Genomic DNA, 22,852 nt, shown 5'->3' with positions numbered 1-22,852 from the left:
GGAATAAAACGTCACTTTTCGGCCAGTCTCGCAGAACCTGTGCATTCGACTGGTATCACGCCCGCGAAATCCCTATAATTGCCGCGTTTGACGCTCCGGCGTCGTCCTTCCTTAACATCCAGGTTAATCAGGTCGCTAAATTTATGACTGATAAGTCTCATCAGTGCGTCATTATAGGCATCGCCGGCGCATCGGCTTCAGGTAAAAGTCTAATTGCCAGTACGCTTTATCGCGAACTGCGTGAACAAGTAGGTGATGAGCATATCGGCGTCATTCCCGAAGACAGCTATTACAAAGATCAATCCCATCTGTCGATGGAAGAACGCGTCAAAACCAACTATGACCACCCCAATGCGATGGATCACAGCCTGCTGTTCCAGCATTTAGAAGCGCTTAAGAGCGGCCAGGCGATTGAGCTGCCCGTTTACAGCTACGTAGAACACACCCGCACCCAGGAAACGATCCGCATCGAGCCGAAAAAGGTCATTATCCTTGAAGGCATCCTGCTGCTGACCGACGCCCGCCTGCGTGAATCCATGAACTTCTCGATTTTCGTTGATACCCCGCTGGATATCTGCCTGATGCGCCGCATCAAGCGCGACGTGAATGAACGTGGACGTTCGATGGACTCCGTTATGGCGCAATACCAGAAAACGGTCCGCCCGATGTTCCTGCAGTTTATTGAGCCATCCAAACAATACGCCGATATCATCGTGCCGCGCGGGGGTAAAAACCGCATTGCTATTGATATCTTAAAAGCGAAAATCAGCCAGTTTTTTGAATAAGCCGCGTGAATTGTGTACCGTTCAGAGATAACCTGGTTTTACCCTGAGCGCTTACCGCTTCAGGGTACGATGCATGAAAGGAGAAAGTGCCATGCGTCTTTGTGATCGCGATATAGAAGCCTGGCTGGATGAAGGCCGTTTGTCTATTACCCCACGTCCACCTGTTGAGCGTATCAATGGCGTGACCGTTGATGTACGGTTAGGTAATAAATTCCGCACCTTTAGCGGCCATACCGCACCGTTCATTGACCTTAGCGGGCCGAAGGACGAAGTCAGCGCCGCGCTCGATCGCGTGATGAGTGACGAAATCGTTATCGACGAGGGCGAAGCCTTTTATCTGCACCCAGGTGAACTGGCCCTGGCGGTGACCTTTGAATCCGTCACCCTGCCTCCTGACCTGGTCGGCTGGCTTGATGGCCGTTCTTCGCTGGCACGACTGGGACTGATGGTCCACGTGACCGCGCACCGTATCGATCCAGGCTGGTCGGGGCGTATCGTACTGGAGTTCTTCAACGCCGGTAAATTGCCGCTGGCGCTGCGCCCGGGGATGATGATCGGCGCGTTGAGTTTTGAACCGCTGTCAGGCCCGGCAGATCGTCCTTATAACCGTCGGCAGGACGCAAAATATCGCGACCAGCAGGGCGCGGTTGCCAGCCGTATTGATAAAGACTGATCGTTAGCCCATTGAGGATGCCATGAGAAGAGTTCTGACAACGCTGATGATTTTGCTGGTGGTGCTGGTGGCCGGCCTTTCGGCGTTGGTTCTGCTGGTTAACCCCAACGATTTCCGCGCTTACATGGTGCGGCAGGTCGAGGCACGCAGTGGTTATCAACTGAAGCTTGACGGGCCGCTGCGCTGGCACGTCTGGCCGCAGCTCAGCATTCTCTCTGGCCGCATGTCGCTTACGGCACCGGGGGCGTCCCAGCCGCTGGTCTCTGCAGACAACATGCGCCTTGATGTGGCGCTGTTCCCGCTCATTTCCCATCAGCTGCAGGTTAAACAGGTGATGCTGAAAGGCGCGGTGATTCAGCTCACCCCGCAATCCGAAGCCGTGCGCGATGCAAATGCGCCGGTTGCGCCGCGCGAAAATACCCTGCCTGATGAGCCGTCTGATACAGGCTGGTCCTTTGATATCGGCAAGCTGAAAGTGGCCGATAGCGTGTTGGTTTTCCAGCATGAGCACCAGGAGCAGGTGACCGTTCGCAACATTAACCTGCAGATGGAACAGGACGATCACCATCTTGCGTCGGTGGCGTTTAGCGGGCGCGTGAATCGCGATCAGCGTGATTTGACCCTGTCGCTGAATGCCAGCGTCAATGCCTCAGACTATCCGCACCAGCTCACCGCTGACATTCAGCAACTGGACTGGCAGCTGACGGGGGCCGATCTTCCCACTCAGGGGATCACCGGGCAGGGAACGCTGCAGGCCGTCTGGCGCGAAGAACAAAAGCAGCTGGAGCTGGATAATCTCAACCTGCAGGCAAATGACAGTAGCCTGAAGGGGCAGGCGAGCGTTACGCTCGAAGAGAAGCCGAAGTGGGTGCTGAATCTGCAGTTTGACAAGCTCAATCTGGAAAACCTGCTGCCGCCGCTGCCAGCCAGCGCCACCGACAGCGATGCCACGCAGACGGGGCAAAGCCAGGCACCGGTATCGCGTCCGGTTATCTCGTCTAATCTTGATCAACCTGACTATAACGCCCTGCGCGGATTCACGGCGGATATTCTGCTGAAAGCCAATAGCCTGCGCTGGCGCGGTATTGATTTTACCGACGTGAGCAGCCAGATGTTTAACCATAACGGTTTGCTGGTGATCTCCGAACTGAGCGGTAAGATGGGCGCAGGGAACCTCTCGCTGCCCGGCACGCTGGATGTCCGTAAAGACGTTGCCAGCGCGGAATTCCAGCCGCGTCTCGACAACGTTGAGATAGGTACCATCCTGAAAGCGTTTAACTACCCGATATCCCTGACGGGGCAGTTGACGCTAGCGGGTGACTTCTCAGGCACGAAAATTGATGCCGATGCTTTCCGCCGCGAGTGGCAGGGGCAGGCGCATCTTGATCTGAAAAACTCCCGTATGGAAGGGCTTAACTTCCAGCAGCTGGTGCAGCAGGCGGTTGAGCGCAGCAGCGATGTGAAAGCGCAGGATAACTATGACAGCGCCACGCGCCTCGACAGCTTCACCGCGGACCTGACGCTGGACAACGGACAACTTTCTCTCGACGGAATGCAGGGCACCTCTTCACTGTTATCAATGACGGGTGACGGTAAGCTGGATCTGGTGAAAGAGACGGCGGACACGCGCTTTAACGTGCGGGTACTTTCCGGCTGGCAGGGTGAGAGCAAGCTCATCGACTTCCTGAAAGAGACGCCGGTTCCGCTGACCGTATATGGTAAATGGCAGGCCCTGAATTACAGCCTGCAGGTGGATCAGATCCTGCGTAAGCATCTGCAGGATGAAGCGAAACGTCGGCTTAGCGGCTGGGCGGATCGTAATAAAGATTCACAGGACGGCAAGGATGTGAAAAAGCTGCTGGATAAGCTGTGATGCCTGTTGCGCCGGGGGGCGGCTCCGCCTTACCCGGCCTACAAAAACCGAACATCGTAGGCCGGGTAAGCGAAGCGCCACCCGGCTTTTTTATACCTCAAAATCCAGTTCTTCCTCATCCCGCAGCGGAATGAGCTGAACCTTCTGCACGCGATGGTTTTCAATCTGCAGGGTTTTCAGCAGATAGTCGCCCACCTGAACCTCTTCCCCCGGCTGCGGGATACGCTGCAAATACTCCATCAGCAGACCGGCAATGGTGTGATATTCCCGCTTTTCATCCAGCGGCAGCGGGACATATTGCACCAGATCTTCCAGCGGCATATGGCCGTTAGCCGTCCACGAACCGTCTGCGTTTTTCTGAATGTCGTGGCGGGCATCAATCTCATCCACCTCGTTTGGCAGATTACCGGCGATGGTTTCCATTACGTCGCTGAGCGTGACCAGTCCTTCCACCGAACCAAACTCATCCACCACAAAGGCAAAGTGCGTGCGCGCGTTACGGAATTGCTCAAGGGCGGAGAGCAGCGGTAGCCCCTCCGGGAAGACCAGCGGCTGGCGTACCAGGATGCGGAGATTGAGCGGCTCGCCGTGCAGCTGCTGCTGGAGCAGGTCAATAACGTGCACCACGCCCAGCAGCTCCTCTTCCTCTTCACCGCCGGTCACCACCACGCGGGTGTGCTGGTTTTTATCCAGCAGGGCGCGAATGTGCTCTTCCGGTGCCGTCAGGTCGATATGTTCAATGTCATGTCGTGAGGTCATGATGCTGCTGACCGTCCGCTGGTTCAGATTGAGCACCCGCTCGATCATCCGCCGTTCCTGCGGATCAAAGATCAGCCCGTCGCTGTGGTCGGCCAGCATGGCTGAGGATTCGGCGTCCAGCTCCGCATCCTCTTTCTTACCGCTTAACAGGCGCATAACCGTGTCGGCCGTACGCTGACGCAGGGTCTGATTCGCGGACAGGAAGCGGCGGCGGTTAAATATCGCCAGCTGGTTAAGCGCTTCAATCATGACGGAGAACCCGATGGCGGCATACAGGTAGCCTTTCGGAATATGGAAGCCAAAACCGTCGGCCACCAGGCTAAAGCCAATCATCAGCAGGAAGCTCAGACAGAGGATGACGATTGTCGGGTGACTGTTCACAAACCGTGTGAGCGCCTTGCTGGCCATCACCATCAGGGTGATGGCGATAATCACCGCGGCCATCATCACCGCAAGGTGGTCCACCATCCCGACGGCGGTGATCACCGAGTCCAGGGAGAAGACCGCATCCAGCACCACGATCTGCGCTACCACCGGCCAGAATTTCGCCCCGCGGCGCTGGGTTGGGTTCTCGCTGTCTTTGCCTTCCAGCCGCTCGTTGAGTTCCACGGTGGCTTTGAACAGCAGGAACAACCCGCCGAAGAGCATGATGAGATCGCGGGCGCTAAAACTCAGACCGTGAATGGAGAACAGTGGCTGAGTGAGCGTGACCAGCCAGGAGATAGAGGCCAGCAGCAGTAACCGCATCACCATCGCCAGCAGCAGACCCGTCACGCGCGCGCGGTCGCGCTGGGAAGGGGGCAGTTTTTCAGCGAGGATGGCGATAAAGACCAGATTATCAATCCCGAGCACTAACTCGATGACGACCAGCGTAACCAGCCCGGCCCAGATTGAGGGATCGGCAATCCATTCCATAGTAATAGTAATACCTTCTGTTATATGACGAATGTCACACTTCGATCATGGATAAAGCTGGGGGAAATTGCAATGCCGGGCTGAGATTTCTCTTAATACGAGGGGTAAAAAAGAGAGCATTCTCAACAGGGTGTAAATAAGCGAAATACGTATATTTAATTACAAAGAAAGCATTTTAGGATATATCGCAGATAATGGTTTTTAGTCTCTTTTTGTCAATATAAAGAAATTCCTAAAAGGTCAAAAATTTGCTCTTAATATTAATCTTAAAAACTGATATTAGGACAGTTGTCTCCTTGCCTGCTATTAGGTTAGCTGCAACAATTCTCCCAGCATCAAATGTTAAATCTCGGTGTTGCTATTAATGTTCGGTCTTCAGGGATGGTTATTCATTATCCGTCTGGTTTCTCAAGCGGCTGATATATTTCCAGAAGACCTTGCTCAAGAGGGTGTCTATCCATAACACATTGTTTAGTCAGTGGATTGGTAACTGAAAGCCAAGGGCGGTAGCGTGCCTGAAAGCGTGTGAATCAGCCCCGATTATTCTGTCAATAGCCAATGGATGAATAAGCTTTTTTTAGGACTGATGCCAGTTATATTTCTATTTGATTAACTGCATGCTGAAACCCAATACGACTCGAGCTTATTTAAATTGCACAGGGTAATTACTCTGCCAAAGTGATAAATAATCAATGATGAAATCCAAAATGAAATTGATGCCATTATTGGTGTCTGTGACCTTGATGAGTGGTTGCACGGTCTTTCCCGGCAGCAATATGTCAACAATGGGTAAGGATGTGATCAAGCAACAGGATGCCGATTTTGATCTCGACAAAATGGTGAATGTTTATCCACTTACGCCTCGTCTGGTCGAACAATTACGTCCACGTCCGAATGTTGCCCAGCCGAATATGTCGCTGGACCAGGAAATTGCGTCCTACCAGTACCGCGTGGGGCCGGGTGACGTGATCAACGTGACCGTCTGGGACCACCCGGAACTGACCACGCCAGCGGGCCAGTACCGCAGCTCAAGCGACACCGGTAACTGGGTGCAGTCAGATGGCACCATGTTCTATCCCTACATTGGTAAAGTCCATGTTGCAGGGAAAACGCTTGCCGAGATCCGTAGTGATATTACCGGCCGCTTAGCGCAGTACATCGCCGATCCGCAGGTGGACGTTAATATCGCCGCATTCCGCTCGCAAAAAGCCTATATCTCAGGCCAGGTGAACAAATCCGGCCAGCAGGCCATCACCAACGTTCCTCTGACCGTACTGGATGCCATTAACGCCGCGGGCGGGTTAACCGACGGCGCCGACTGGCGCAACGTGGTACTCACCCACAATGGGAAGGAGCAGCGCATTTCGCTGCAGGCGCTGATGCAAAACGGCGATCTGACCCAGAACCGTCTGCTCTATCCGGGCGACATTCTCTACGTACCGCGCAATGACGATCTGAAAGTCTTCGTGATGGGTGAAGTGAAGAAACAGAGCACCCTCAAAATGGACTTCAGCGGTATGACCCTGACCGAAGCGCTGGGCAATGCTGAAGGTATCGATCTGACGACCTCTAACGCGACCGGTATCTTCGTGATCCGTCCGCTTAAAGGTGAGGGCAGTGCGAAAGGCAAGATTGCCAACATCTACCAGTTGGATATGTCCGATGCGACCTCTCTGGTGATGGCGACGGAGTTCCGTCTTCAGCCATACGATGTGGTGTACGTCACCACCGCGCCGGTTGCCCGCTGGAACCGTCTGATCAACCAGTTGCTGCCAACCATCAGTGGCGTTCGCTACATGACGGATACGGCGCGCGACATTCATACCTGGTAATCCGCGATGTTTAACAAAATTCTGGTGGTATGCGTGGGGAACATTTGCCGTTCCCCCACGGCTGAACGGTTGTTGAAACACTACCAGCCCGAACTGACCGTTGATTCGGCAGGGCTGGGTGCACTAGTCGGTAAAGGTGCCGATGAGCGCGCTACGAGCGTGGCGCGGGATCATCACCTCTCTCTCGACGGCCACGTGGCCCGCCAGGTCACTGGCCGCATGTGCCGGGAGTATGACCTGATCCTGACGATGGAAAAACGCCATATTCATGCGCTGTGCGATATCGCTCCGGAGATGCGCGGCAAGGTGATGCTGTTTGGTCACTGGGACAATGAACGTGAAATCCCCGATCCGTATCGCAAAAGCCATGAGGCCTTTGAGGCGGTTTACACCTTACTTGACCAGTCTGCCCAACAGTGGGCGCAGGCACTGAAAGTTCAGCAGGGATAACAATGACAGAAAAAACAAGACCTTCTGCCGCCCCGATTTCGGGCAGTGATGAAATTGATATTGGGCGCCTGGTCGGCACTGTTGTAGAGGCAAAGTGGTGGGTGCTTGGCATTACCGCCGTATTTGCCGCGGCGGCCGTCGTCTACACGCTGTTCGCCACCCCTATCTACAGCGCCGACGCGCTGGTGCAGATCGAGCAGAATACCGGCAACTCGCTGGTGCAGGACATCGGTTCCGCGCTGGCGAACAAGCCGCCGGCATCCGACGCCGAAATTCAGCTCATCCAGTCACGTCTGGTGCTGGGTAAAACGGTTCACGACCTCGGGCTCGATATCTCCGTCACCAAAAATACCTTCCCGGTCTTTGGTGCCGGCTGGGATCGTCTGATGGGGCGAAGCAACGACACGGTGAAAGTGACTGACTTCGTGCTGCCGAAAGGGGCTGCCGATCAGACGTTTACCCTGACGGTGCTTGGTCCGAAACAGTACCAGCTAACCAGCGACGCAGGTTTTAGCGCGCGCGGTGAAGTAGGGCAGATGCTGACCAAAGACGGCGTCAGCATGATGGTCAGCGCGATCAACGCCCAGGAGGGCGGTGAATTCACCGTCACCAAATTCTCCACGCTGGGGATGATCAACAATCTGCAGAACAACCTGACCGTCACCGAAAACGGTAAGGACACCGGCGTGCTGAGCATGACCTTTACCGGTGAAGATAAGGATCAGATCCGCGACATCCTGAACAGCATTACCCGCAACTATCTTGAGCAGAACGTTGAGCGTAAATCGGCGGAAGCGGCGAAAAGCCTGGCCTTTCTTGCGAAACAGCTCCCGGAAGTACGCGGCCGTCTGGATGATGCCGAGAACAAGCTGAACGCCTACCGTCAGGATAAAGACTCCGTTGACCTGCCGCTGGAAGCGAAATCGGTCCTCGATTCGATGGTTAACATTGATGCGCAGCTCAACGAACTGACCTTCAAAGAGGCGGAGATTTCCAAGCTTTATACCAAACGTCACCCGGCCTACCGCACGCTGCTGGAGAAACGCCGTACGCTGGAAGAAGAGAAAGCGAAGCTCAATGACCGCGTGACCGCGATGCCGAAAACGCAGCAGGAGATCGTGCGTCTGACCCGCGACGTGGAGTCCGGACAGCAGGTTTACATGCAGCTGCTGAACAAGCAGCAGGAGCTGAAAATCACCGAAGCCAGTACCGTGGGTGACGTGCGCATCGTCGACCCGGCTATTACCCAGCCTGGCGTACTGAAGCCGAAGAAAGCGCTGATCATTCTCGGCAGCATTATTCTCGGCCTGATGCTCTCCATCGTGGGCGTGCTGTTGCGTTCCCTGTTCAACCGCGGTATCGAAAGCCCGCAGGTGCTGGAAGAGAGCGGTATCAACGTCTATGCCAGCATTCCGCTGTCTGAGTGGCAAAAATCCCGTGACAGTGTCAAAACCATCAAGGGCGTTAAGCGTTACAAACAGAGCCAGCTGCTGGCGGTGGGTAACCCGACCGACCTCGCTATCGAAGCGATCCGTAGCCTGCGTACCAGTCTGCACTTCGCCATGATGCAGGCCAAAAACAACGTCCTGATGTTAACCGGCGTTAGCCCGTCAATCGGTAAAACCTTCGTCTGCGCCAACCTGGCGGCGGTGGTCAGCCAGACCAACAAGCGCGTGCTGCTGATCGACTGCGATATGCGCAAGGGCTATACCCACGAACTGCTGGGCACCAACAACGTTAACGGCCTGTCGGAAATCCTGCTCGGCAAAGGCGACATTAGCCAGAGCGCGAAACCAACAACGGTGCCGAAATTTGACCTGATCCCACGCGGTCAGGTGCCGCCTAACCCGTCCGAGCTGCTGATGAGCGAACGCTTCACCGAGCTGGTGGAGTGGGCGAGCAAAAATTACGACCTGGTGCTGATCGATACGCCGCCAATTCTGGCCGTGACCGACGCGGCCGTTGTTGGCCGCCATGCGGGTACCACGCTGATGGTAGCGCGTTACGCGGTGAACACACTGAAAGAGGTGGAAACCAGCCTGAGCCGCTTCGAGCAGAACGGCATTGAGGTGAAAGGGGTGATCCTGAACTCCATCTTCCGCCGCGCGACCGGGTACCAGGATTACGGGTATTACGAGTACGAATATAAGTCTGACAGTAAATAAAAAAACACACCCCACACCCCTCACCCTAACCCTCTCCCCAAAGGGGAGAGGGGACTGTTCGGTGCTGGATTTGGGGGACGAACGTAATGATAACCACTGGCTGCCTTTCACCCTCTCCCCTTTGGGGAGAGGGCCGGGGTGAGGGGAAAAAATGACCACACAACGCCCTTTAGTTTCAATCTATATGCCGACATGGAATCGTCAGCAGCTGGCGATCCGCGCAATCAAGTCGGTGTTACGTCAGGATTACGATAACTGGGAGCTGATCATCGTTGATGACTGCTCTTCCTCGTATGAACAGCTGCAAAAGTTTGTGACTGACCTCAACGACCCGCGGGTGGTCTATACGCATAACGCCATTAACTCCGGCGCATGTGCGGTGCGTAATCAGGCGATTATGCAGGCCAAAGGGCAGTATCTGACCGGTATCGACGACGATGACGAATGGACGCCGAACCGCCTGTCTATCTTCCTGTCGCATAAAGAACAGCTGGTTACGCACGCTTTCCTGTATGCCAACGACTATGTCTGCCAGGGCGAAGTTTATTCGCAGCCCGCCAGTCTGCCGCTGTATCCGAAATCACCTTATTCTCGCCGCCTGTTCTACAAGCGCAACATTATTGGTAACCAGGTCTTCACCTGGGCGTGGCGTTTCAAAGAGTGCCTGTTCGATACCGAACTCAAGGCCGCGCAGGATTACGATATCTTCCTGCGCATGGTGGTGGAATACGGTGAACCGTGGAAAGTGGAAGAGGCCACGCAGATCCTGCACATCAACCACGGGGAGATGCAAATCACCTCCTCGCCGAAAAAGTTCTCCGGCTACTTCCATTTTTACCGCAAGCACAAGGACAAGTTTGACCGTGCCAGCCGTAAATATCAGCTCTTTACCCTCTATCAGATCCGCAATAAGCGCATGAACTGGCGCACGCTGCTGACGCTGCTTTCCGTGCGTAACGGCAAGCGCCTGGCTGACGGGCTTCGGGGGAAATAATGTTTCTGGAAGATTGCCGCGCTAACAGCTGGAGCCTGCGTCCGTGCTGCATGGTTCTGGCGTACCGCATCGCGCACTTTTGCTCGGTGTGGCGTAAGAAAAACGTCCTGAACAACATCTGGGCGGCACCCGTGCTGGTGCTGTATCGCATCATCACCGAATGCTTTTTTGGCTATGAAATCCAGGCCGCTGCCACCATTGGCCGCCGCTTTACCATCCACCACGGCTATGCGGTGGTGATCAACAAGTTCGTGGTCGCCGGGGATGATTTCACCATTCGTCATGCGGTCACCATTGGCAACCGTGGGCCTGACAGCCTGGCCTGCCCGGTCATCGGCAATAACGTCGAGCTGGGGGCTAACGTGGTGATCATCGGTGACATCACGATTGGTAATAACGTCACGATTGGTGCTGGCAGCGTGGTGTTGGACAGCATTCCGGATAACGCGCTGGTGGTGGGAGAAAAAGCCCGCGTGAAGGTGATTAAATGAACATTCTGCAATTTAACGTACGCCTCGCAGAAGGCGGAGCGGCAGGCGTGGCCCTGGATCTGCACCAGCGCGCGCTGCAAAAAGGACTTCAGTCGCGTTTTATTTATGGCTACGGCAAAGGCGGAAAGAAAAGCGTCAGCCACGATAACTTCCCGCAGGTGCACAAGCACACGCCGCGTCTGACCTCGATTGCCAACATCGCGCTGTTCCGCCTGTTTAACCGCGATCTGTTTGGCAACCTGAACAATCTTTACCGCACGGTGACCCGCACCACGGGCCCGGTTGTGCTGCATTTTCACGTGCTGCACAGCTACTGGCTGAATCTGGAAGAGGTGGTGGCGTTTTGTCAGAAGGTGCAGGCCCACAAGCCCGACACCCGCTTTGTCTGGACGCTGCACGATCACTGGAGCGTAACCGGGCGCTGCGCGTTTACCGACGGTTGCGAAGGCTGGAAAGATAACTGCCAGAAGTGCCCGACGTTAAGCAACTATCCGCCGGTGAAGGTGGATCGCGCGCATCAGCTGGTGGCCGGAAAGCGTCAGCTGTTCCGCGACATGCTCTCGCTCGGCTGTACGTTTATCTCTCCAAGCCAGCACGTGGCCGATGCCTTCAACAGCCTGTACGGGGCAGGGCGCTGTCAGATTATCAACAACGGCATCGACGTGGCGACGGAAGCCATTCTTGCGGAGCTGACCCCGGTGGCGGAAACCGCAGGCAAACCGAAAATCGCTATCGTAGCGCATGACCTGCGCTACGACGGTAAAACCAACCAGCAGCTGGTGCGCGACATGATGGCGCTGGGGGACAAGATAGAGCTTCATACCTTCGGCAAGTTTTCACCGTTCGAAGGGGCCAACGTGGTGAACCACGGGTTTGAGACCGACAAGCGCAAGCTGATGAGCGCGCTGAATGAAATGGACGCGCTGGTGTTCAGCTCCCGCGTGGATAACTACCCGCTGATCCTCTGCGAAGCGCTCTCAATCGGCGTGCCGGTGATTGCCACCCACAGCGATGCGGCACGTGAAGTGCTGGAAAAATCCGGCGGGAAAACCTTCACGGAGCAGGAGGTCCTGCCCCTGGTACAGCTGCCGAAGGCGCAGATTGCTGAGATCGTTTTTGGCACTGACCTGGAATCGTTCCGCAACCGCAGCCGCAAGGCCTACAGTGGACAACAGATGCTGGAGGAGTATGTCTCGTTCTATCAGAGTCTGTAGTTATCTGCTGCTGCCGCTGATCTACCTGCTGGTCAACGTCAAAATTGCCCAGCTCGGCGAAAGCTTCCCGATAACCATCGTGACCTTCTTGCCCGTTCTGCTTCTGCTGTATGTCGATAAAATCAACCTGAAGAAGCTGATGATTGCCTTAGGGCTGGGCACGGGCCTGACGCTGTTTAACTACATCTTTGGCCAGTCGCTGGATGCCAGTAAATACGTTACGTCAACCATGCTGTTTGTTTATATCGTCATTATTATCGGTATGGTCTGGAGTATTCGGTTTAAAACTATTTCTCCACACAATTATCGGAAAATCCTTAGGTTCTTTTATATTGCCGTTGCGTTAATTGTTATGCTTGCCGCACTGGAGATGGCGCAAATTATTCTGACCGGTGGCAGCAGCCTGATGGAGATAATTTCGAAATATCTCATTTACAGTAACAGCTATGTATTGAACTTCATCAAGTTTGGCGGGAAGCGTACTACAGCCCTCTATTTTGAACCGGCGTTTTTCGCTCTGGCGTTAATCTCAATTTGGCTCAGCATCAAACAGTTTGGTATCAAAACGCCTAAGACCGATGCTATGATTCTTGCAGGAATTGTTCTGTCTGGATCGTTCTCAGGGGTAATGACATTTATCCTGTTTTACCTGCTGGAGTGGGCGTTCCAGTACCTGAACAAAGATGCGATTAAGAAAAAACTGCCGCTGGCGATTATCTCTCTGACGGTATTTATGGTAGGCGTGATATTTGCCTTCCCGTACATCTCAGAACGTCTGGGTGATTTGGGAACGGAAGGGTCTTCGTCCTATTATCGCATCATTGGACCACTGGTGATGGTGGGTTATTCATTAACCCATATTGATGGGGTAGTAAGATTCGGCTCACTTTACGAATATGTTGCATCATTCGGAATCTTTAACGGTGCGGATGTCGGTAAAACCATAGACAATGGTCTGTATCTGTTAATTATTTATTTTTCGTGGTTCGCCGTACTGTTGACCCTGTGGTATCTGTTTAAAGTTTTCAAAATGATGATTAACGCGTTTGGTGATAACCAGAACTTTCGCGTTCAGCTTTATCTTTTTACTCCGGTGTCGCTGTTTTTTACCGGGTCAATATTTAGCCCGGAATATGCTTTCTTGATTGTCTGTCCGTTTATTCTGCGCAAGGCGCTTAATATTACGAACGTATGACGAAATGAGGTGATTTATGTTTCTTAGCGTCATTACTGTCGCTTTTCGTAATTACGAAGGGGTGGTAAAAACCTGGCGCTCGCTGCGCAACCTGGCGCGCGATCCAAGCCTCACCTTTGAGTGGATTGTGGTCGACGGCGGCTCGAACGATGGCACGGCGGAGTTTCTGGAAAAACTCAACGGTGAGTTCAACTTACGCTACATCAGCGAGAAAGATAAAGGCATCTACGATGCGATGAATAAAGGCATCAACATGGCACAAGGCCGTTATGCCATCTTCCTGAATTCGGGTGACATTTTCCATGATGACGTGGCGCTGTTTGCCCGTCAGCTGGCGCGCCAGAAAGAGGATGCCATGTATATTGGCGATGCACTGCTCGATTTTGGCGACGGACATAAAGTGTGCCGTAGCGCGAAGCCAGGCTGGTATATCTATCACAGCTTACCGGCCAGCCATCAGGCTATTTTCTTCCCGGTAAAAGGTCTGAAAAAACAGCCTTACGATTTGCAGTATAAAGTGTCTTCCGATTATGCACTGGCTGCCAGCCTGTACAAATCAGGTTACCCGTTCCGTCGAATTAAAGGGCTGGTATCTGAATTCTCAATGGGCGGCGTGTCAACGTCTAATAATCTGGAATTGTGCCAGGATGCCAAAAACGTACAGCGTAAAATATTACGCGTGCCGGCATTCTGGGCGGAATTGTCTTATTTATTACGCGTGCGCACCACGGGTAAAACGAAAGCCTTATATAACAAAGCCTGAATATAAGGAAACGTAATGCAGGATCTGAAAGGTTTCTCCGTACCGAAAGGTTTTCGGGGCGCGGGCGGTATTAAAGTGCAGCTGTGGTGGGCCGTTCAGGCCACCTTATTTGCCTGGTCTCCACAAATACTGTACCGCTGGCGAGCATTTTTATTGCGCCTGTTTGGCGCAAAAATAGGAAAAAACGTAGTCATCAGACCTTCGGTAAAAATTACCTATCCGTGGAAATTAACGCTTGGGGATTACGCCTGGGTAGGGGATGACGCGGTGTTATATACCCTGGGCGAGATTACGATTGGCGCAAATTCGGTGGTTTCACAGAAATGTTATTTGTGCACCGGCAGCCACGATTTTATGAGTCAGCATTTTGATATTACCGCTTCGCCTATTGTGATTGGCGAAAAATGCTGGCTGGCAACGGATGTTTTTGTTGCACCGGGTGTTTCTGTTGGCGATGGCACGGTAGTCGGTGCCCGCAGCAGCGTTTTTAAATCGCTACCGGCAAATAAAGTTTGCCGTGGCAACCCCGCAGTGGTGATACGCGAACGCGTTGAAACTGATTAAATTCATAAGTAGAGGAATATAAACATGTCTAAAGTCGCTCTCATCACCGGCGTTACCGGGCAGGATGGTTCTTACCTGGCAGAGTTCCTGCTGGAAAAAGGTTATGAAGTGCACGGTATTAAACGTCGTGCGTCTTCTTTCAACACCGAACGTGTGGATCATATCTATCAGGATCCTCACGCGGCGAACCCGAAATTCCACCTGCACTACGGCGACCTGACCGATACCTCCAACCTGACCCGTATCCTGCAGGAAGTGCAGCCGGATGAAGTGTACAACCTGGGCGCGATGAGCCACGTAGCGGTCTCCTTCGAGTCCCCGGAATACACCGCTGACGTTGATGCCATGGGTACGCTGCGTCTGCTGGAAGCGATCCGCTTCCTCGGCCTTGAGAAGAAAACTCGCTTCTACCAGGCATCCACCTCTGAGCTGTACGGTCTGGTGCAGGAAATCCCACAGAAAGAGACCACGCCGTTCTACCCGCGCTCTCCGTATGCGGTTGCAAAACTGTACGCCTACTGGATCACCGTGAACTACCGTGAATCCTACGGCATGTACGCCTGTAACGGCATCCTGTTCAACCACGAATCTCCACGTCGTGGCGAAACCTTCGTGACCCGCAAAATCACCCGCGCTATCGCCAACATCGCGCAGGGTCTGGAGTCTTGCCTGCACCTCGGCAACATGGATTCCCTGCGTGACTGGGGCCATGCCAAAGACTACGTGAAAATGCAGTGGATGATGCTGCAGCAGGAACAGCCAGAAGACTTCGTCATTGCGACCGGCGTGCAGTACTCCGTACGTCAGTTCGTTGAAATGGCCGCGGCACAGTTGGGCATCAAACTGCGCTTTGAAGGTACCGGCGTGGAAGAGAAAGGTATCGTTGTGTCCGTGACCGGCCACGACGCACCGGGCGTGAAGCCAGGCGACGTGATTGTGCAGGTTGACCCGCGCTACTTCCGTCCTGCTGAAGTAGAAACCCTGCTGGGCGACCCAACCAAAGCGCACGAGAAGCTGGGCTGGAAACCAGAAATCACTCTGCAGGAGATGGTTTCCGAGATGGTTGCCAAAGATCTTGAAGCAGCGAAAAAACACTCCCTGCTCAAGTCTCATGGCTACGAGGTTGCCATCGCGCTGGAGTCCTGAGAATGACAAAACAACGTATTTTTGTCGCCGGTCATCGCGGAATGGTGGGTTCCGCGATTGTGCGCCAGCTCGAGCAGCGCGGTGACGTAGAAGTGATTGTCCGCACCCGCGACGAGCTGAACCTGCTCGACAGCCGTGCGGTACAGGACTTCTTTGCTAACGAACGCATTGACCAGGTGTATCTGGCGGCGGCGAAGGTGGGCGGCATTGTTGCCAACAACACTTACCCGGCGGATTTCATCTACGAGAACATGATGATCGAGAGCAACATCATTCACGCGGCGCATCTGCACAACGTGAACAAGCTGCTGTTCCTCGGCTCATCCTGTATATACCCGAAAATGGCGAAGCAGCCGATCGCCGAAAGCGAGCTGCTGCAGGGCACGCTTGAAGCAACCAACGAGCCGTACGCGATTGCCAAGATTGCCGGGATCAAGCTGTGCGAGTCCTATAACCGTCAGTACAACCGCGACTATCGTTCGGTGATGCCGACCAACCTGTACGGACCGCACGACAATTTCCACCCGAGCAACTCGCACGTGATCCCGGCGCTGCTGCGCCGCTTCCACGAGGCGACCGCCGAGAACGCACCGGACGTGGTGGTGTGGGGCAGCGGTACGCCGATGCGTGAATTCCTGCACGTGGACGACATGGCTGCCGCCAGCATTCACGTGATGGAGCTGGATCGCGAAGTGTGGCAGGAGAACACCGAGCCGATGCTGTCGCATATCAACGTCGGTACCGGCGTGGACTGCACCATTCGCGAGCTGGCGCAAACCATCGCGCAGGTAGTGGGTTACAAAGGTCGCGTGGTGTTTGACGCCACCAAGCCGGACGGTACGCCGCGCAAGCTGCTGGACGTGACCCGTCTGCATCAGCTGGGCTGGTATCACGAGGTGTCACTGGAGCAGGGACTGGCCAGTACCTACCAGTGGTTCCTGGAAAACCAGCACCGCTTCCGGGGGTAACGATGTTTTTAAGTCAGGAAGATTTTGCCACGGTAGTGCGTTCCACTCCGCTCATCTCAATTGATTTGATCGTGGAGAACGAACGCGGCGAGTTCTTGCTGGGGAAACGAACCAACCGTCCTGCACAGGGCTTCTGGTTCGTGCCCGGCGGGCGCGTGCAGAAGGATGAGACGTTGAGCGATGCGTTTGAGCGTCTCACTCTGGCGGAACTGGGCCTGCAGCTGCCGATGGCGGCGGGCCAGTTTTACGGGGTCTGGCAGCACTTCTATGACGATAACTTTTCGGGCACCGGGTTCTCCACGCACTACATCGTGCTGGGGTTCCGCCTGAAGGTGAGTGAGGCAGACCTGCGTCTGCCTGATTCTCAGCATGACGACTACCGCTGGCAGACGCCAGAGGCGCTGCTGGCCAGCGACAATGTGCACGACAACAGCCGTGCCTATTTCCTGGCCGATCGTCAGTCCGGAGTGCCGGGCTTATGAAAATTTTAGTGTACGGAATCAACTACTCGCCGGAGCTAACCGGCATCGGGAAATACACCGGCGAGATGGTCGAGTGGATGGCGAGCCAGGGACATGACGTGCGGGTCATTACCGCGCCGCCGTACTACCCGGAATGGAAAGTCGGGGAGCGCTACTCAAGCTGGCGCTACCGTCGCGAAGAGGGTGCAGCGACCGTCTGGCGCTGCCCGCTGTATGTGCCTAAGCAGCCCTCGACGCTGAAACGGTTGATTCATCTCGGCAGCTTTGCCCTGAGCAGTTTCTTCCCGCTGATGGCGCAGCGCCGCTGGAAGCCGGATCGCATCATCGGCGTGGTGCCAACGCTGTTTTGCACGCCGGGCATGCGCCTGCTGGGCAAACTCTCCGGCGCGCGCACCCTGCTGCACATTCAGGATTATGAAGTTGACGCCATGCTGGGCCTGGGGATGGCAGGCAAAAGCAAGGGCGGCAAGGTGGCTAAGCTCGCCAGCGCGTTTGAGCGCAGTGGCTTACACAACGTGGATTACGTCTCAACGATTTCGCGCTCGATGATGAACAAGGCGCAGGAGAAGGGCGTCCCGGCGGAAAAGGTGATCTTCTTCCCGAACTGGTCCGAAGTGGCGCGTTTTCGCGACGTGACTGAGCAAGACGCTCAGGCGCTGCGCGCGCAGCTTGGCTTGCCTGAAGATCAAAAAATCATTCTTTACTCAGGCAACATCGGCGAAAAGCAGGGGCTGGAGAGTGTGATTGAAGCGGCCCAACTGCTGAACCAACATCCGTGGACGTTTGTGATTGTCGGGCAGGGTGGTGGAAAAGCGCGGCTGGAAAAAATGGTCGGCGAACGCGGCCTGACCAACGTGAAATTTTTCCCGCTTCAGTCTTACGAGGCACTGCCTGCGCTGCTGAAGATGGGTGACTGCCATCTGGTGGTGCAAAAACGCGGTGCCGCGGATGCGGTGCTGCCGTCCAAGCTGACCAACATTCTGGCAGTGGGCGGCAACGCGGTGATTACGGCAGAAGCCGAAACAGAATTAGGCCAGCTGTGTGACAGCTATCCGGGCATTGCCGTGTGCGTGGAGCCGGAATCGGTCCCGGCGCTGGTCACCGGAATTGAGCAGGCACTTGCCATGCCAAAAGTGAACACGGTGGCACGTGAATATGCCGAACGCACGCTCGAGAAAGAGAACGTGCTGAGCCAATTTATTGCAGATATACGGGGATAAATCATGAGTCAAACCACTTTGTATCCGGTTGTGATGGCTGGTGGCTCTGGTAGCCGGTTGTGGCCGCTGTCCCGCGTGCTCTATCCAAAACAGTTCCTCTGTCTGAAAGGGGATCTCACCATGCTGCAGACGACGGTAAACCGTCTGCACGGCGTTGAGTGTGAAAGCCCGGTGGTGATTTGTAACGAACAGCACCGCTTTATTGTTGCCGAGCAGCTGCGCCAGCTGAACAAACTTACTGAAAACATCATTCTGGAGCCTGCCGGTCGTAACACCGCGCCTGCGATCGCCCTGGCGGCGCTGGCGGCAAAACGTAGCAGCCCGGACTGTGACCCGCTGATGCTGGTTCTGGCGGCAGACCACGTTATCCAGCAGGAAGACGCATTCCGCGACGCGGTGCGTGCGGCCATTCCTTACGCCGAAAGCGGCAAACTGGTGACCTTCGGCATCGTGCCGGATCTGCCGGAAACCGGCTACGGCTACATCCGTCGCGGCAGCGTGGCGCTGGGTGAAGGCGACAGCGTGGCGTTTGACGTGGCGCAGTTTGTCGAAAAACCGAATCTTGAAACCGCGCAGGCCTACGTTGCCAGCGGTGAGTATTACTGGAACAGCGGGATGTTCCTGTTCCGCGCCGGACGCTATCTGGAAGAGCTGCGCAAATACCGCCCGGATATTCTGAACGCCTGCGAGAAAGCGATGGCGGTGGTGGACCCGGATCTCGACTTCATCCGCGTGGATGAAGAGGCGTTCCTCGCCTGCCCGGAAGAGTCCATTGACTACGCGGTGATGGAGCGCACGGCAGATGCCGTTGTGGTGCCGATGGATGCGGGCTGGAGCGATGTGGGCTCCTGGTCCTCCCTGTGGGAGATCAGCGCCCATACCCCGGAGGGTAACGTCCATCACGGCGATGTCATTAGCCACAAAACGGAAAACAGCTACGTCTACGCCGAGTCCGGCCTGGTCACCACGGTCGGGGTGAAAGATCTGGTGGTTGTCCAGACCAAAGACGCCGTGCTGATTGCCGACCGTAACGCCGTGCAGGACGTTAAAAAAGTGGTGGAGAAAATTAAGGCGGATGGTCGCCACGAGCACCATATTCACCGCGAAGTGTACCGTCCGTGGGGGAAATATGACTCCATTGATTCCGGTGACCGCTATCAGGTGAAACGCATCACCGTGAAGCCGGGCGAGGGGCTGTCGGTACAGATGCACCATCACCGCGCCGAGCACTGGGTGGTGGTGGCGGGTACCGCCAAAGTCACTATCGACGGTGAAGTCAAACTGCTGGGTGAAAACGAGTCCATTTATATTCCGCTGGGGGCGACGCACTGTCTGGAGAACCCGGGGAAAATTCCTCTCGACTTAATTGAGGTGCGTTCCGGCTCGTATCTGGAAGAGGACGATATCGTGCGCTTCCAGGACCGCTACGGGCGGGTGTAGCACTCTGCATTATGCCCGGTGGCGCTGCGCTTACCGGGCCTACGAATGACAAAAAAATTAATTTGGCCATTTAGTGGTCAGGGCCGACTGTTGCCTGAAAAAGGGGTCATCATGGAAAAATTAACATGTTTTAAAGCCTACGATATTCGCGGCAAGCTGGGCGAAGAGCTGAATGAAGACATTGCGTGGCGCATTGGCCGCGCGTACGGCGAATATTTAAAACCGCAGACCATCGTGCTGGGCGGCGACGTGCGTCTGACCAGCGAATCCCTGAAGCTGGCCCTGGCGAAAGGGCTGCAGGACGCGGGCGTGGACGTGCTGGACATCGGTCTTTCCGGCACCGAAGAGATTTACTTTGCCACCTTCCACCTGGGCGTGGACGGCGGTATCGAAGTGACGGCCAGCCACAACCCGATGGACTACAACGGCATGAAGCTGGTGCGCAAGGGCGCACGCCCTATCAGCGGCGACACCGGCCTGCGCGACGTGCAGCGTCTGGCGGAAGCCAACGACTTCCCGCCGGTGAACGAGGCTAAGCGCGGCAGCTACAAAAAAATCAACCTGCAGAAAGAGTACATCGACCACCTGCTGGGCTACATCAACGTGGCGAACCTCAAGCCGCTGAAGCTGGTGATCAACTCCGGTAACGGCGCGGCCGGCCCGGTTGTCGATGCCCTTGAAGCGCGCTTTAAGGCGCTGAATGTTCCAGTGACCTTCGTGAAAGTGCACAACACCCCGGACGGCAACTTCCCGAACGGTATTCCTAACCCGCTGCTGCCGGAGTGCCGCGACGACACCCGCAACGCGGTAATTGAGCACGGTGCGGACATGGGCATCGCCTTTGACGGTGATTTTGACCGCTGCTTCCTGTTCGACGAGAAAGGGCAGTTCATCGAGGGGTATTACATTGTCGGGCTGCTGGCGGAAGCGTTCCTCGAGAAAAACCCGGGCGCGAAAATCATTCATGACCCGCGCCTTTCCTGGAACACCGTCGACGTGGTGTCCGCGGCGGGCGGCACGCCGGTGATGTCCAAAACCGGCCACGCCTTCATCAAAGAGCGCATGCGCGAAGAAGACGCCATCTACGGCGGCGAGATGAGCGCCCACCACTACTTCCGTGATTTTGCCTACTGCGACAGCGGGATGATCCCGTGGCTGCTGGTCACCGAGCTGCTGTGCCTGAAGGGGCAGACGCTGGGCGAGCTGGTGCGTGACCGCATGGCGGCGTTCCCGGCGAGCGGGGAGATCAACAGCAAGCTGGCGCAGCCGGCCGAGGCCATTGCCCGCGTGGAGCAGCACTTTGCGATCCACGCGCTGGAAATTGACCGTACGGACGGCATCAGCATGGCGTTCCCGCAGTGGCGCTTTAACCTGCGCTCGTCCAACACCGAGCCGGTGGTGCGCCTGAACGTGGAGTCCCGTGCTGATACCGCGCTGATGGAAGCCCGAACGAAGGACATTCTGGCGCTGTTGAATCAGTAATAATTGCCCCTCCCGGTGGGAGGGGGAACCGAATACAGGAACAACGATGACGAATCTAAAAAAACGCGAACGAGCGAGAACGAATGCATCGTTAATCTCTATGGTGCAGCGTTTTTCTGATATCACCATCATGGTCGGTGGATTGTGGGCGGTGTGTCGGATCAGCGGGCTGCCGTTCTTATATATGCATCTGCTGATGGCCCTGATTGCGCTGGTCGTGTTTCAAATGATCGGCGGAATGACCGATTTCTACCGCTCGTGGCGCGGCGTCAAAATGACCACCGAACTGATGCTGCTGCTGCAGAACTGGACCTTGAGCCTGATCTTCAGCGCAGGCCTGGTGGCATTCAGCCATGATTTTGACAATCGCCTCGTCACCTATCTCTGCTGGTATCTGTTAACCAGCGTCGGCATGGTGGTGTGCCGCTCCCTGATCCGCTTTGGTGCGGGCTGGCTGCGTAACCGGGGTTATAACCGTCGCTTCGTTGCCGTGGCGGGCGATCTGCCGGTCGGGAAGGTACTGCTCGACAGCTTCCGCAAAGAGCCGTGGTTAGGTTTTGAAGTGGTGGGGATCTATCACGACGCGAAGCCGGGTGGCGTGCCTGCGGACTGGGCGGGTAATTACGACCAGCTTATTGAAGACGCGAAAGCCGGCAAAATTCACAACGTCTACATTGCCATGCAGATGAGAGACGAATCCCGCATTAAGCAACTGATGCGCGAGCTGGCGGACACCACCTGCTCCGTGATCCTGATCCCGGACGTGTTTACCTTCAACATCCTTCACTCCCGCATTGAAGAGGTGAACGGCGTGCCGGTGGTACCGCTATACGACACGCCGCTGTCGGGCATTAACCGCGTGCTGAAGCGCGTGGAAGATATCGTGCTCTCTTCACTGATCCTGCTGCTGATTTCGCCTGTTCTGTGCTGCATTGCCCTGGCGGTGAAGCTGAGCTCTCCCGGCCCGGTTATCTTCCGCCAGACCCGCTACGGTATGGACGGCAAGCCGATTATGGTGTGGAAGTTCCGCTCCATGAAGGTGATGGAAAACGACAAAGTGGTGACCCAGGCAACGCAGAACGATCCGCGCGTGACCCGCGTGGGGAACTTCCTGCGCCGCACCTCGCTGGATGAACTGCCGCAGTTTATCAACGTCTTTACCGGCGGCATGTCGATTGTTGGCCCGCGTCCGCACGCGGTGGCGCACAACGAGCAGTATCGCTCGCTGATTGAGGGCTACATGCTGCGCCATAAGGTGAAGCCGGGCATCACCGGTTGGGCGCAGATCAACGGCTGGCGCGGCGAAACCGACACGCTGGAAAAAATGGAAAAACGTATCGAATTCGATCTGGAGTACATCCGCGAATGGAGCATCTGGTTCGATATCAAGATTGTTTTTCTGACCATCTTCAAAGGTTTCGTGAACAAAGCGGCGTACTAA

At 55.4% G+C, this 22,852-nt stretch carries 20 protein-coding genes; 19 read left to right on the top strand and 1 reads right to left on the bottom strand.

What is annotated here, in order from left to right:
• Positions 1-143 precede the first annotated feature (143 nt).
• From udk to asmA, 3 genes are all read left to right on the top strand, one after another.
• Positions 144-785, top strand: coding sequence for a uridine kinase (gene udk / locus OTG14_RS11020; RefSeq protein ID WP_008500855.1), 642 nt, complete (start codon positions 144-146; stop codon positions 783-785).
• A gap of 91 nt (positions 786-876) precedes the next feature.
• Complete coding sequence (dcd, locus tag OTG14_RS11015) at positions 877-1,458, top strand: dCTP deaminase (RefSeq protein ID WP_023312408.1); 582 nt, start codon at positions 877-879, stop codon at positions 1,456-1,458.
• Positions 1,459-1,480: 22 nt separating this feature from the next.
• A complete protein-coding gene (gene asmA / locus OTG14_RS11010) occupies positions 1,481-3,331 on the top strand; it encodes an outer membrane assembly protein AsmA (RefSeq protein ID WP_267215058.1) in 1,851 nt (616 codons plus the stop codon).
• Between the two features lie 90 nt (positions 3,332-3,421).
• On the opposite strand, the gene OTG14_RS11005 is transcribed toward asmA, so the two are convergent.
• Complete coding sequence (locus tag OTG14_RS11005) at positions 3,422-5,005, bottom strand: TerC family protein (RefSeq protein ID WP_061714793.1); 1,584 nt, start codon at positions 5,003-5,005, stop codon at positions 3,422-3,424.
• Positions 5,006-5,697: 692 nt separating this feature from the next.
• Here OTG14_RS11005 and OTG14_RS11000 point away from each other — a divergent pair.
• From OTG14_RS11000 to wcaJ, 16 genes are all read left to right on the top strand, one after another.
• Complete coding sequence (locus OTG14_RS11000; RefSeq protein WP_014170829.1) at positions 5,698-6,837, top strand: polysaccharide export protein; 1,140 nt, start codon at positions 5,698-5,700, stop codon at positions 6,835-6,837.
• A 6-nt stretch (positions 6,838-6,843) separates the two neighbouring features.
• Positions 6,844-7,287 carry a low molecular weight protein-tyrosine-phosphatase Wzb gene (wzb, locus tag OTG14_RS10995; RefSeq protein ID WP_023312405.1) on the top strand — a complete coding sequence of 148 codons (444 nt, stop codon included), beginning with the start codon at positions 6,844-6,846 and terminating at the stop codon, positions 7,285-7,287.
• A gap of 2 nt (positions 7,288-7,289) precedes the next feature.
• On the top strand, positions 7,290-9,452 hold the full coding sequence (wzc, locus tag OTG14_RS10990) for a tyrosine-protein kinase Wzc (RefSeq protein ID WP_024908108.1): 2,163 nt from the start codon (positions 7,290-7,292) through the stop codon (positions 9,450-9,452).
• Between the two features lie 151 nt (positions 9,453-9,603).
• Positions 9,604-10,446, top strand: a complete 843-nt coding sequence (wcaA, locus tag OTG14_RS10985) for a colanic acid biosynthesis glycosyltransferase WcaA (RefSeq protein WP_023312403.1) — start codon at positions 9,604-9,606, stop codon at positions 10,444-10,446.
• Complete coding sequence (wcaB, locus tag OTG14_RS10980; protein ID WP_023312402.1) at positions 10,446-10,937, top strand: colanic acid biosynthesis acetyltransferase WcaB; 492 nt, start codon at positions 10,446-10,448, stop codon at positions 10,935-10,937. The genes wcaA and wcaB overlap by 1 nt, the downstream gene beginning before the upstream one ends.
• Positions 10,934-12,151 (top strand): colanic acid biosynthesis glycosyltransferase WcaC, encoded by a 1,218-nt coding sequence (gene wcaC, locus OTG14_RS10975; RefSeq protein ID WP_048992951.1) that lies wholly within the window; start codon positions 10,934-10,936, stop codon positions 12,149-12,151. The genes wcaB and wcaC overlap by 4 nt, the downstream gene beginning before the upstream one ends.
• Positions 12,126-13,346: a colanic acid polymerase WcaD gene (wcaD, locus tag OTG14_RS10970; RefSeq protein WP_024908105.1), complete on the top strand. Its 1,221-nt coding sequence runs from the start codon at positions 12,126-12,128 to the stop codon at positions 13,344-13,346. Before wcaC ends, wcaD begins: the two co-directional genes overlap by 26 nt.
• A gap of 16 nt (positions 13,347-13,362) precedes the next feature.
• Positions 13,363-14,109 (top strand): colanic acid biosynthesis glycosyltransferase WcaE, encoded by a 747-nt coding sequence (gene wcaE / locus OTG14_RS10965; RefSeq protein ID WP_024908104.1) that lies wholly within the window; start codon positions 13,363-13,365, stop codon positions 14,107-14,109.
• Between the two features lie 15 nt (positions 14,110-14,124).
• The gene (gene wcaF / locus OTG14_RS10960; RefSeq protein WP_048224018.1) at positions 14,125-14,673 is read left to right on the top strand and encodes a colanic acid biosynthesis acetyltransferase WcaF; all 549 of its coding nucleotides are present in this window, start codon (positions 14,125-14,127) and stop codon (positions 14,671-14,673) included.
• Positions 14,674-14,697: 24 nt separating this feature from the next.
• Entirely contained in the window at positions 14,698-15,819 is a 1,122-nt protein-coding gene (gene gmd / locus OTG14_RS10955; protein WP_014884502.1) for a GDP-mannose 4,6-dehydratase, read from the top strand.
• Between the two features lie 2 nt (positions 15,820-15,821).
• Positions 15,822-16,787: a GDP-L-fucose synthase gene (fcl, locus tag OTG14_RS10950; protein WP_024908102.1), complete on the top strand. Its 966-nt coding sequence runs from the start codon at positions 15,822-15,824 to the stop codon at positions 16,785-16,787.
• A 2-nt stretch (positions 16,788-16,789) separates the two neighbouring features.
• On the top strand, positions 16,790-17,269 hold the full coding sequence (locus tag OTG14_RS10945) for a GDP-mannose mannosyl hydrolase (RefSeq protein ID WP_163330198.1): 480 nt from the start codon (positions 16,790-16,792) through the stop codon (positions 17,267-17,269).
• Positions 17,266-18,489: a colanic acid biosynthesis fucosyltransferase WcaI gene (gene wcaI / locus OTG14_RS10940; RefSeq protein ID WP_024908100.1), complete on the top strand. Its 1,224-nt coding sequence runs from the start codon at positions 17,266-17,268 to the stop codon at positions 18,487-18,489. Before OTG14_RS10945 ends, wcaI begins: the two co-directional genes overlap by 4 nt.
• A gap of 3 nt (positions 18,490-18,492) precedes the next feature.
• The gene (cpsB, locus tag OTG14_RS10935) at positions 18,493-19,929 is read left to right on the top strand and encodes a mannose-1-phosphate guanyltransferase (RefSeq protein ID WP_267215057.1); all 1,437 of its coding nucleotides are present in this window, start codon (positions 18,493-18,495) and stop codon (positions 19,927-19,929) included.
• Between the two features lie 111 nt (positions 19,930-20,040).
• Positions 20,041-21,411 carry a colanic acid biosynthesis phosphomannomutase CpsG gene (gene cpsG / locus OTG14_RS10930; RefSeq protein ID WP_029742028.1) on the top strand — a complete coding sequence of 457 codons (1,371 nt, stop codon included), beginning with the start codon at positions 20,041-20,043 and terminating at the stop codon, positions 21,409-21,411.
• Between the two features lie 46 nt (positions 21,412-21,457).
• Positions 21,458-22,852 (top strand): undecaprenyl-phosphate glucose phosphotransferase, encoded by a 1,395-nt coding sequence (wcaJ, locus tag OTG14_RS10925; RefSeq protein WP_032646472.1) that lies wholly within the window; start codon positions 21,458-21,460, stop codon positions 22,850-22,852.

Origin of the sequence: Enterobacter pseudoroggenkampii (assembly GCF_026420145.1) — a bacterium.
GTDB classification, from domain to species: Bacteria; Pseudomonadota; Gammaproteobacteria; order Enterobacterales; family Enterobacteriaceae; genus Enterobacter; species Enterobacter pseudoroggenkampii.
Note: the sequence above shows the minus strand (reverse complement) of the source record. Positions and strands in the feature narration are given on the sequence as shown.

What these genes read in the sequence shown, in the direction of transcription:
- OTG14_RS10945 (WP_163330198.1), top strand. Translation starts at nt 16,790, where the DNA reads ATGTTTTTAAGTCAGGAAGATTTTGCCACGGTAGTGCGTTCCACTCCG.
- wcaE (WP_024908104.1), top strand. Translation starts at nt 13,363, where the DNA reads ATGTTTCTTAGCGTCATTACTGTCGCTTTTCGTAATTACGAAGGGGTG.
- OTG14_RS11000 (WP_014170829.1), top strand. Translation starts at nt 5,698, where the DNA reads ATGATGAAATCCAAAATGAAATTGATGCCATTATTGGTGTCTGTGACC.
- OTG14_RS11005 (WP_061714793.1), bottom strand. Translation starts at nt 5,005, where the DNA reads ATGGAATGGATTGCCGATCCCTCAATCTGGGCCGGGCTGGTTACGCTG.
- wcaJ (WP_032646472.1), top strand. Translation starts at nt 21,458, where the DNA reads ATGACGAATCTAAAAAAACGCGAACGAGCGAGAACGAATGCATCGTTA.
- wcaI (WP_024908100.1), top strand. Translation starts at nt 17,266, where the DNA reads ATGAAAATTTTAGTGTACGGAATCAACTACTCGCCGGAGCTAACCGGC.
- fcl (WP_024908102.1), top strand. Translation starts at nt 15,822, where the DNA reads ATGACAAAACAACGTATTTTTGTCGCCGGTCATCGCGGAATGGTGGGT.
- dcd (WP_023312408.1), top strand. Translation starts at nt 877, where the DNA reads ATGCGTCTTTGTGATCGCGATATAGAAGCCTGGCTGGATGAAGGCCGT.
- asmA (WP_267215058.1), top strand. Translation starts at nt 1,481, where the DNA reads ATGAGAAGAGTTCTGACAACGCTGATGATTTTGCTGGTGGTGCTGGTG.
- wcaB (WP_023312402.1), top strand. Translation starts at nt 10,446, where the DNA reads ATGTTTCTGGAAGATTGCCGCGCTAACAGCTGGAGCCTGCGTCCGTGC.
- udk (WP_008500855.1), top strand. Translation starts at nt 144, where the DNA reads ATGACTGATAAGTCTCATCAGTGCGTCATTATAGGCATCGCCGGCGCA.
- wcaD (WP_024908105.1), top strand. Translation starts at nt 12,126, where the DNA reads ATGTCTCGTTCTATCAGAGTCTGTAGTTATCTGCTGCTGCCGCTGATC.
- wzc (WP_024908108.1), top strand. Translation starts at nt 7,290, where the DNA reads ATGACAGAAAAAACAAGACCTTCTGCCGCCCCGATTTCGGGCAGTGAT.
- wzb (WP_023312405.1), top strand. Translation starts at nt 6,844, where the DNA reads ATGTTTAACAAAATTCTGGTGGTATGCGTGGGGAACATTTGCCGTTCC.
- gmd (WP_014884502.1), top strand. Translation starts at nt 14,698, where the DNA reads ATGTCTAAAGTCGCTCTCATCACCGGCGTTACCGGGCAGGATGGTTCT.
- wcaC (WP_048992951.1), top strand. Translation starts at nt 10,934, where the DNA reads ATGAACATTCTGCAATTTAACGTACGCCTCGCAGAAGGCGGAGCGGCA.
- cpsG (WP_029742028.1), top strand. Translation starts at nt 20,041, where the DNA reads ATGGAAAAATTAACATGTTTTAAAGCCTACGATATTCGCGGCAAGCTG.
- wcaA (WP_023312403.1), top strand. Translation starts at nt 9,604, where the DNA reads ATGACCACACAACGCCCTTTAGTTTCAATCTATATGCCGACATGGAAT.
- wcaF (WP_048224018.1), top strand. Translation starts at nt 14,125, where the DNA reads ATGCAGGATCTGAAAGGTTTCTCCGTACCGAAAGGTTTTCGGGGCGCG.
- cpsB (WP_267215057.1), top strand. Translation starts at nt 18,493, where the DNA reads ATGAGTCAAACCACTTTGTATCCGGTTGTGATGGCTGGTGGCTCTGGT.